The organism is Salinibacter sp., assembly GCF_036626415.1.
Classification (GTDB): domain Bacteria; phylum Bacteroidota; class Rhodothermia; order Rhodothermales; family Salinibacteraceae; genus Salinibacter.
On the sequence record NZ_JAZKRW010000113.1, the window covers coordinates 1 to 9754 of the forward strand.

Below are 9754 nucleotides of genomic sequence, written 5' to 3' on the forward strand. Positions count from 1 at the left end.
GCTCGGGCATGTCGTCCGCGGCATGGGCATCGGCCCCCGGCCCCGCTTCTAGCCCTTCCCCCGACACGTCCTGGGCCGCCCCGTCGCCGCCATGGCCCCCGGCGTCCCCGTGCTCTCCCTCCCCGTGGCCGTCGCCACCATGGCCGAGCTCCGGGACGGGCGGTTGCGACTCGTTGACGAACTCCGGGTCCTCTTTGAACTCGTCCAGGGTGGCCCACCGCACGATCGGACGCCCCTGCATGCTTCCCTCCTCCTGCGTCGTTGCGAGAAGGTACCCGCTGTCGGTCGGCGTCACGTCGGCCCCGGTGGCCACACGCCCCCCGTTCGGACGCATCGGCGCCACGTTCCCCCCCACCACGTCTATCGACCCTCCGGACGCATCGACCCCGCCCGCGACGGGACTCCCGTTGTAGATGTTGGTCTGGTCGCTGGTGTCCCAGAACGGGGTGCTCTCGGACTCGCGGGTGGAGGCGATGGTGCGCCCGTAGCCCATCGACACCCCGATGGAGCCGTCCGGATACCCGGGCTGCACCCACACGGGCAGCTCGACGGACTCGCCCTCGAGGGTCAGCTCCACCCGGTCGGCGTAAAAATTGCCCTCGCGGCGCTGCACCTCGACCCCCAGCTCGTCCGCCGTGGCTCGGCTCATGACGGCCACATTGTCCCACACGATTTTCGTGATGGGGTCCGGCAGCTCCTGCATCCAGGGGTTGTTGGAGAAGCGCCCGGCCAGCAGCTTCGAGTCTGTGCGGAAGACGACTTCGATCTCATCCGGGTCGGACGCAGGGGCGTCGATGGACGGCACGGTCGCCGGGCCCACCGAAGCGACGTCGTAGCCGGACGCGTCCAGGTATCCGTCGTGCAGCGCCTGGCGCCACTGCTCGCGGAACGGCTCCGAGAGCTGCGCCCGCCACTGCTCGCGGACGAGATCGTGGCCGCTGGCGTCCACACCGGTCGCGGCCACGTTGAGCACCTCGATGAGCGAATGCGCGTCGTCGTAGAGCGGCCGGATAAGCGGCTGGACGATCGAGGGCGTGCCGTCGTAGGCCCGCCCGTCGCCCCACTGCTCCAGGTAGTGGGTGCGGGGCAGGTGCCAGCGCGCCGCCTGGGCCGTCTCGTTGCGGAGGCGGCCCAGGTGCACTGTGTCGCGCACGTTGGAGAGGGCCTCCTCGAAGCCCAGTTCGGCCGGGGCGTCGTAGACGGGATTGACCCCCAGCATGAACAAGGTGTCCACCTCGCCCGCCTGCATCGAGGCGGTCAGGTCGGCCAGGGCCTCGTCCTGTGGCTGAATCTCGGCCGCGCCCGTGTCAAAGAGCGTGACGGTGGTGCCGAGGGCCCCGAGGGTCTGGTTCACCGCCATGGCCAGGGCGTGCACCTCGGGCGGCTGGGCCTCCCCCGCCATCACCACGCCGTGCTCGCCCGCCGCTCGCAGGTCGCGGGCCATTTCCTGAACGTGCAGGCGCTCCCTCTCGCTCCACGACACGTCCGGGGCCTCGCCCACCCCCAGCTCCGCCGCGAGGGCCGCGGCGAGCGCGGGAATGCGCCCGGCCCGCATTCCGAGCCGGTGGTCCGAACTGCCGCCCGTGGTGGAGTAGCGGCTCTCCACCGTGTAAAGCCGGCTCATGGTATCCTCCGCGTCGTCCAGGCGCCGCCCCTCCGCAAAGCCCTGCGTGTGGTAGCCGAAGTCGGGGGCCCGCCCGTCGAGGAAGTTGGCGTCGAGGCTCACGATCACCTCCGCCGCCCCGAGCTCGTAGCGCGGCCGCAGGGGACGACCGAAGGCCTGCTGCGTGCCGAGGCGCCGCGGATCGGTGCCCGTCGGGGCGTACGACACCCACTGCAGGTTCGGAAAGCGATCCGCCATGCGCTGCCGCATCGCCTGCACGGTTGGGGAGGAGGTCTCCTCCGCCAGGACGGCCACCTGACGCTGATCCGCCTCGTTGCCCAACGTGCGACAGAACGATACGAAATCGCTCCACGAAGCGGTGCGCCCCTCTTGCCGGACAGACCGGGAGCGGTCGGGGTCGTACAAATTGAGCACCGAGGCCTGCTCGTACGGGCTGGTGCCGCTTTGCCCCGCCGGATGGTCACTGTTGCCCTTGATTTTGGTCGGGCGTCCTTCGTTGCTCTGGGCCACGACCGGGCGCAGCACCCCGCGGAACGGCATGCCCGTGGCGTAGTGGTCCGCAATGCCCGGCGTCACCGTCTCCGGCTCGCGGGCGTACGGCAGAATTTTCTCTTCCGGCCGCCGGCACCCGGCCAGCCCCGCCATGGCCATGGCCGCCCCCATCAGCTGCAGAAACTGCCGACGCGACGCGCCGCTCGGCGGCTCGCTGTCGCCCGGCGCAAACTCCATGAGGTCGTCGCCGTCCTCATCGGCGTCCGATTCGGGCCAGTGGCGCCAGAAGGTGGGCCCCGACGACTCCTCCTCCCCCTCATGGGCGGCCGCCTCTGCATCGATAACATCTAGCTCGATCATACTGGGCTGTAACGTTGCGGGTTGAGGGTGCCAAGTGGTGAGCGTCGCACGTCAGGCCCCACAAACTCTTCGCCACGGCACCAGACGCAAGACGATCCCCCAAGCAGTCAATAGTGGCAGGCCGAGCAGTTGGTGGGGGGCTGGATGCCCTGCTCTTCGATGCGCTCCAGGTTGCGCTCCACGAAGCTGGCCGGCTGGGTGTACCCCATCGTCGTAATTTGGTCGTTGGGCCGGAGGTACTTCTCCGGCTGGCGGTGACAGTCCAGACACCAGCCCATCGACAAGGGCTCGGCCTGATACACGCCGTCCGCCCCCATCTGGTCGATGCGCCCGTGGCACGTTTCACACCCCACCCCCTTGTTCACGTGCGACGCATGGCTGAAGTGCGCATAGTCCGGGAGGTGGTGCACCTTCGTCCATTCGATGGGCTCATTGTTCGCCCAGCTTTCGCGCACCGGCAACAGCTTCGGCGAGTTGCTCCGAACCTGGTTGTGGCACGTCATGCAGGTCTGGGTGGACGGCACGTTGGCGTGCTTCGAGTTCGCCACGTTGGTGTGGCAGTACTGGCAGTCCATGCCCAGCTTGTCGACGTGGGTCTCGTGGCTGTACGGCACGGGTTGATCCGGCTGATAGCCCACCACTTTGAACTCGGGGGAGAAATAGTACCAGACCAAAAACACCAGAAGGACCCCTCCGAGGACCGAGGCCCCCAAGGAAAGAAGGGGCAGCGTGTTGGCCTTCTTGGGAAAGAATTGCGGCATACTAACGAGCCATTCGACAGTGAGCAATCGGGCACCGCTGTCTTCTCATCCGAGCGCGCAGCTCCATCGAAATTTCCGTCTCTGGATTCAGCTCCAACGCAGTCAGAACATACGATATAGCGACCGGCAAGCCAAGAGTCCGGGCCTCCTTCTGTTGAAAGCCGCAGGATTTACGCCAAACCTTAACGTCCCCAGTGAAGATTCTTAGACAGCCTTTGGGGGAATTTTTCCCCGGACGCAGAGACAGAACGTGACAAAGGGAGAACGGATTCACTTCGCTCTTCACTCTCTGCCGAACCGGCCCACGGGAGGCCCTTCTCTCGAGCCACTCCGATGCGCCATCCGTCAGCCCCCCATCCGTTCAGTGTCTCCTGGTTGCCAGACTCGCCTATTGCCGGACTAAACGTCCCGCATTCCCTTCACTCGTCGCCCTCCGGGTTGTTCTCGGCGTGGGGCCTGCCGCGCACCCGTGAGGAGCGGCGACGGGGGCCGGCGGATCGGCTCCGCCTGCGGGGCTTCACTCCCAAATCGCACGCCAGACGCCAAGCACGTCACCACGACTTGCCCGCCCCCAAGCCGCCGTCAAGCACAACCTGTGTCTGTATGCCCAGAAACAGCCGATCGTCCGACACCGGGGGCTCACGGAGGGGCTTCGTGTCGACACAAAATCGGTCGTACAAGGTCGCCCTACCCGGCCTCGGCCGCTCGGCCCGCACCTCCATCGACGCCAGTTAGAACTGCACGCGCAGCGTCGTGGAGACGACGCGGCCCGGCTCCGGCAGCGAGTCGCCGGAGAACGGGTTCTTGGCGTTCAGGTGGTTGACGTACGCTGCATCGAACAGGTTTTCGACGCTCACGTCGAGCCGCACGCGCTCCAGCAGGGTCGCGCCGGCTCGCAGGTCGACCGTGGTGAAGCCGTCGGTGCCCGTCTCGCCGCGGGTGGTGGCCACGCGGTCCTGCTCCGCCACGAGCTCCACGCCCCCGTCCACAAAGACCTCGGCCACGACCGGCGTGGTGGGCCGATGCGTCCACCGGAGGCCAACGGCGGCCGACGCGGGCGACACCCCGAAGGCCGGCTCGTCCGCCGTCTCGTCCTCGCCCCACAGATAACTTCCGGAGGCCCGGGCCGTGAGCGGCCCCGCGAGGGACAGGGTCGCGTCCACCTCTGTCCCGTAGAAGGTGGCCGCCCCGTTGACGTACCGAAACACCGTCTCCGGGCTCAGCGGCAGAATCGGTTCGATGTCCGTGGGGGCGAGGGTGATGTAGTCGTCAACGCGACGGGCAAAGGCGTTGACGCTGAGCGACCAGGCCTGCCCACCGCCCTCAAGCCAGAGGTCGCCCTGCGTGCTGCGCTCCGGATCGAGCGACGGAACGCCCTGAAATTCGGCGCTCGTCTGCGACTTGCTGGCGGGAAACCGGTCCGCGTAGCGCTCCAGGGCGCTGGGCGGCCGCGCGACCGTCCCGCCTCCCAGCGAGAGGGTCCACCGCTCCGTGAGGGCCACCGACGCCGTCACCGCCCCACTCGGCATCACGTCGCTCCGGTCGAGCCCAGATTCGGAGATGCCGGCGGTCTCCAGAAACGACGAGGTCGGATCGTTGGCGTCGGACTGGGCCAGGTCGAGGCGCGTGGTGCCGGTGAGGGTCCAGCGGTCGCCGAGGGCACGGCTCGCCTCCACGAACGCGCCCTCCTGCGTGATCGTCACCCCGGGCCAGGCCCGGTCGAGGATTTCGCCTCCTCTCTTGTAGAACCCCGGCACGACGCGGCTGCCGTCCGGCATCACGGCCTCCAGGGGCCGGGTGGCATCCCGGAAGGTGTGCACCACGTCGCCCCCCACCGTAAGGTCCCAGGCCCCGAGCGCGAGGTCCGCCGCCACCCGCCCACTCACGTTTTGAATTTCCGAGTCGACGCCGATGCGCAGGGGCGGCCGGTTGGCCCCGGCCTCGAAGGTCGGCTTGCCCCGGTTCGTCATGCCGTGGAGCGTCTGCTGGGCGCTGGCCCGCACCGTCAGGCCCCGGAGCGTGTTCTCGTCCTGGGCAAACTCGTACGTGAGCTGCCCCATGCCGGTCTCGAAGACGTCGGCGTTGAGGAGGCGGCCCGGATAGTCGATGTCCTCCTGGTCCTGGTAGCTGCCGCTGAGCGAGAGGGTCGACCGGTCGCTCAGTTCCACCCCGACGCGGGCTCGCCCCTCGGCGGACTCGTAGTCGGCCGGAATCGATTGCCCGTCGCCGGCGTCGAAGTCGCTGCCGCCCCGCCAGGCACCGTTGACGCTGTAGAACCAGTCGCCCTGCCGCCCCATTCCGAAGACGGTCGCCTCCCGCGCGTCCCGATTCGTGTCGTACCCGGCGCGAACGGCGCCGGTCAGCGGGGTGCGGGGCGGGTCCTCGCCGCGCTGCGTCACCTGCACGGCACTCATGTTGCCGGGCCCCCAGGTGAGGGCGTACGGCCCCTTTACCACGTCGATGCTCTTGATGGTGCTGGGGTCGATGTGGCTCATGGGCGAGTCCATGCGGGCCGGCCCCGCCGGAAAGGTGCGCATGCCGCCGATGTAGACCCCGACCTCCGTCTCAGAGAGGCCCCGCACGTTGGGGTCGAGCCCCACGGGCCCCCGCCGCACGGAGCTAATGCCCGGCAGGTCGCGGAGCAGCGCGCCGGGGTCGGCCACCTCGGCCGTCCGGATCTGCTCCGCGTCGAGCGAGCCGGTAGGGTCCCGATCCGGCGACAGGGCGGTAACCTGGATGCCCCTCATCTCGACGGACGAGCGGGACAGGCGAATGCGGAGCTGTGCCGTGCGGCCGGCCCTGACCTGCACGGTGCGCGTGGTGGGGGCGTAGCCTACGAAGCGGGCCTGCAGCTGGTACGTCCCGGGCGGCACGCCTCGCAGCACGAAGCGCCCCTCCCCGTCCGTCACGGCTCCGCGGTCCAGGTCGGGCACCACGATGTTGACCCCCGGCAGGGACGTGTCCGTCTGCCGCTCGAAGACCCGTCCTTCGACGGTGCCGGTTGACTGAGCCGCGGCGGGCGGGATGATGAACAGAACGAAGAGGGCGACGAGTGTTGAAACGGTGTAGCGGTCCATAGACATCCTCCTGAGTTTGCTCGGGTGCGGATGACCCAACCGCACAGAGACTCGAACGACGGAACCCGGAGCACACCCGACGGGTCAAGTCAGGCGTGGGTCGGCGTCGTTCGGGGAGGACGAAAGACCTCGTCGCCCACGCGCTGCGGCGACAACGAGGCTGGCGCAGATGTGAGGGAGGCCTCGGACACGCGAGGCGCCGGCATCGTAGGAACGTCAGGGACGTGCCACCGAGGGACCGACCCCGGACTCACGGCCTTCGATTCGCCGTTGCACGCCCGCAGGACCGGCCCCTCGGAGCCGGGCTCGTCAGGACTACTGTGGGCGCACGTGCAGGGGCCGTCCGGATTTCTCGGACAGACGTCCTGGTGGGCGTGGGCACACTGGTGGGTCCCCAGGGTCTCGTGGGCGACCTGGACAAGCCCTTGTACAAATCCCCCTTGCAGAAATAGAGCCCCCACGAGCAACCCTGTTAGCAGGCGTCCCCACCAAGGCCTCCGAAATGAGCGCAGGGCCGCGCGCATGGCGAGTGGCTGTGATCAAGAGGGACCGTAATGATTATGCCCATTTGGCTCTTCGGACCAACTTATGCCGCCTTGCCTCGTTTCATTGAGGTGACCCTTCTATGATCTGCAGGGCAAACTGAAACATTCTGTCCGCGAATCCCCCGTAACGCTACATCTCCCTCTCCCACAACCGTCCTTGGCCTTATGGACCGCAAAACCTTTTTGAAGCATCTGGCCTGGGTCTCCGTGGCCCCCGCCGCGCTGGCCGCGTGCAGCCCGAGCCAGTCGACCCCCTCCTCCTCACCTGCGACTTCCGACACCCTCGCGGTGCATTCGTTGCCCGAAGACCCGCCCCCCTTGGACCAGTCGCGGGCGGAGTGGCAGTCCCTTCTGTCGGACGATGCGTTTCACATTCTCTTCGAAGAAGGGACTGAGCCCCGGCGATCAAGCCCGCTGCTAAACGAGAAGCGGGAGGGCACGTACATCTGTGCCGCGTGTCGGCTGCCCCTCTTCCCATCGACGACCAAGTACGAGAGCGGAACGGGCTGGCCGAGCTTCTGGGCCCCGCTCGACGGCCAGCTGGACACGAAGGAGGACACGAAGCTGGGCTACACCCGAACCGAGTACCACTGCGCCCGCTGCGGCGGCCACCAGGGGCACATCTTTGAAGACGGTCCCGAACCGACGGGCCTCCGCTACTGCAACAACGGCCTCGCGCTCTCTTTCGTCCCGGCCGGTGAGCCCCTGCCCGCACTGCGGACCTGACTCGGCGGCCTTACTGCCCGTCGGCCCCTCCCTCGTCCGGAGACGGCGCGTCGAGGGCATGGGCCTTCAGCATCTCCAGGTCCACCGCCTTCAGGGCCGCCTCGTTGGTGGCCGCCAGCACAACGGGCGGGGCCACGCCGGCCTCCACCGCCTCGCTCCAGCGCGCGGCACAGAGGCACCACCGATCGCCCGGCTCCAGCCCTGGGAAGTCCATCTCCGGCCGCGGCGTCATCAGGTCGTTGCCCTGGCGCTTCGTGTACTCCAGAAACGCCTCCGTCATCTCGGCGCACACCACGTGACTGCCCGTGTCGCGCGGCCCGGTTCGGCAGTGGCCGTCGCGGTAGAAGCCGGTCTCGGGCTCTGTCGAACACGCGCGGAGCACCCCGCCGAGGACGTTTCTCGATTGCTGGACCTTCATGGGATGGTTGTTGATTTGCGAGCACGTCAGTGAGCCTTGAATGCTGGGACAGCCTTCAACGTGCGATGAGGGCCGGGGTTTTTGTTGATCGCAGCGGTTCCAGCTCGCGCCCCTTCTGTGGCGTGCCTCCACGCAGCAGACGCACCTGCCGTTGTTCGAACGAACCGTTTTTTCGCAGGCCCCCTGTACATTCCGGAGGGCCTCCGCATAGGACCTTCGCCGGGGACGCCCAGGTTGGTTCTGCCCTCCACCGCGCCCGCCTCGCATTTCCCCCATACCGCCCATGCCCAATCACTCCCTTCGCGTCGGCGTTCTCACCGGCGGGGGCGACTGCCCCGGCCTTAACGCCGCGCTCCGCGCCGTCACGAAAAGCCTCACCCTCCAGCACGACGCGGAGGTGCTCGGCTTCCGCGACGGCTTTCGGGGCCTCGTCGACCGCACCGTCGAGCCGCTCCGCTACCGCGACGTGAGCGGCATCCTGACCCGGGGCGGCACCATCCTCGGGGCGAGCAACAAGGCCGACCCTTTCAACTACCTCCCTCGTGGGGGCGCCGACGTCTCCGCCCAGGTGGTCAAGACCTACCGCACCCTCGACCTGGACGCCCTCGTGGCGATCGGCGGGGACGGCACGATGTCGATTGCGAATCGCCTGACTGAGCTCGACATCGACATTGTGGGCGTGCCCAAGACCATCGACAACGACCTGGTGGGCACCGACCGGACGGTCGGGTTCGACACCGCCGTCAGCGTCGCGACCGACGCGATCGACCGGATCCACACAACGGCGCAGAGCCATCACCGGGTCATGATCGTCGAAACGATGGGCCGGTACTCGGGCTGGATTGCGCTCCACGCAGGGGTGGCCAGCGGGGCCGACGTGATTCTCCTCCCCGAGATTGAGTACGAGGTGGACGAGGTGGCGCGGGTGTGCCGGGACCGGGAGCGGAGTGGGCAGCGCTTCACGATCGTCGCCGTGGCCGAGGGCGCCCGGCGCAAGGAGGGCGACTACGTGGTGCAGGAACGGGGCGACGAGTATACCGACTCCATTCGCCTCGGCGGCATCAGCCGGGTCCTCGCCGAACAGCTCCGGGAGCCCCTCGACACCAGCGTGCGGACCACCGTCCTGGGCCACATGCAGCGGGGCGGGTCGCCCACCGCCTACGACCGCAACCTGGCCACCGCCCTGGGCAGCCGGGCCGCCGCGCTGGCCGCCGACGGGGCCAGCGGGGTCATGGTGGCCGTCCAGAACGACGCGTTCACGCAGGTCCCGCTCCACGAGATCGCCGACAAGACCCGGACCGTCCCGGCCGATCATCCCCTCCTTACATCGGGGCTCGACGTGGGCACCTCGTTCGGGGTGGAGGACGCGGACCTGGCGGCCCACACCCAGCCTACATTCTAAAAAGCCTCTCGCTCCTCCTTCCCTCCGTCTCGCGTCGCCCCCCCGGTCGGACATTGGCCACGGGACAATCACACCGGGACGCGCGGCTGCTGGAACATATCTTGCACCATTTGCAGTCCAAAACAGAGGACTGAATCCGGCCCCGGCCGAACGCCCACAGGCAGGAATTGCACCGGGGGGTGACCTCTACGCAAGCATCCGCTGGACAACATCTTCCGGGGGGACTCTGAGACGCGGGAGAAATCGTTCTTTCCGGACGGCGCCCCAGAAAGGGTGCGTCTCGCCCTGCCTGTGAAATAATCTTTTGGATCAAACTATCTGATAACCGTTCTCCAATCGATAAATACGG

General features: G+C 67.9%; 6 protein-coding genes. 2 read left to right on the forward strand and 4 right to left on the reverse strand.

The genetic code is table 11. The features are described from left to right. The 3 genes from V5A20_RS11260 to V5A20_RS11270 form a co-directional block, all read right to left on the reverse strand. On the reverse strand, positions 1–2476 hold a 2476-nt coding region (locus V5A20_RS11260), incomplete at its 3' end, for a hydrogenase (protein WP_332327370.1). 107 nt (positions 2477–2583) lie between these two features. After that, entirely contained in the window at positions 2584–3237 is a 654-nt protein-coding gene (locus V5A20_RS11265) for a cytochrome c3 family protein (RefSeq protein ID WP_332315357.1), read from the reverse strand. 731 nt (positions 3238–3968) lie between these two features. Then, the gene (locus V5A20_RS11270) at positions 3969–6314 is read right to left on the reverse strand and encodes a TonB-dependent receptor (RefSeq protein ID WP_332316884.1); all 2346 of its coding nucleotides are present in this window, start codon (positions 6312–6314) and stop codon (positions 3969–3971) included. 710 nt (positions 6315–7024) lie between these two features. On the opposite strand from V5A20_RS11270, the gene msrB reads away from it, so the two are divergent. Then, positions 7025–7585, forward strand: coding sequence for a peptide-methionine (R)-S-oxide reductase MsrB (gene msrB / locus V5A20_RS11275; RefSeq protein WP_332316885.1), 561 nt, complete (start codon positions 7025–7027; stop codon positions 7583–7585). A gap of 10 nt (positions 7586–7595) precedes the next feature. Here the strand turns inward: msrB and V5A20_RS11280 are convergent, their stop codons facing one another. Beyond that, positions 7596–8003, reverse strand: a complete 408-nt coding sequence (locus V5A20_RS11280) for a DUF2237 family protein (RefSeq protein ID WP_332316886.1) — start codon at positions 8001–8003, stop codon at positions 7596–7598. Between the two features lie 283 nt (positions 8004–8286). Here V5A20_RS11280 and V5A20_RS11285 point away from each other — a divergent pair, with 283 nt between their 5' ends. After that, a complete protein-coding gene (locus V5A20_RS11285; RefSeq protein ID WP_332327371.1) occupies positions 8287–9405 on the forward strand; it encodes a 6-phosphofructokinase in 1119 nt (372 codons plus the stop codon). The last annotated feature ends 349 nt before the right edge of the window (positions 9406–9754 follow it).

What these genes read in the sequence shown, in the direction of transcription:
- V5A20_RS11270 (WP_332316884.1), bottom strand. Translation starts at nt 6,314, where the DNA reads ATGGACCGCTACACCGTTTCAACACTCGTCGCCCTCTTCGTTCTGTTC.
- V5A20_RS11280 (WP_332316886.1), bottom strand. Translation starts at nt 8,003, where the DNA reads ATGAAGGTCCAGCAATCGAGAAACGTCCTCGGCGGGGTGCTCCGCGCG.
- msrB (WP_332316885.1), top strand. Translation starts at nt 7,025, where the DNA reads ATGGACCGCAAAACCTTTTTGAAGCATCTGGCCTGGGTCTCCGTGGCC.
- V5A20_RS11265 (WP_332315357.1), bottom strand. Translation starts at nt 3,237, where the DNA reads ATGCCGCAATTCTTTCCCAAGAAGGCCAACACGCTGCCCCTTCTTTCC.
- V5A20_RS11285 (WP_332327371.1), top strand. Translation starts at nt 8,287, where the DNA reads ATGCCCAATCACTCCCTTCGCGTCGGCGTTCTCACCGGCGGGGGCGAC.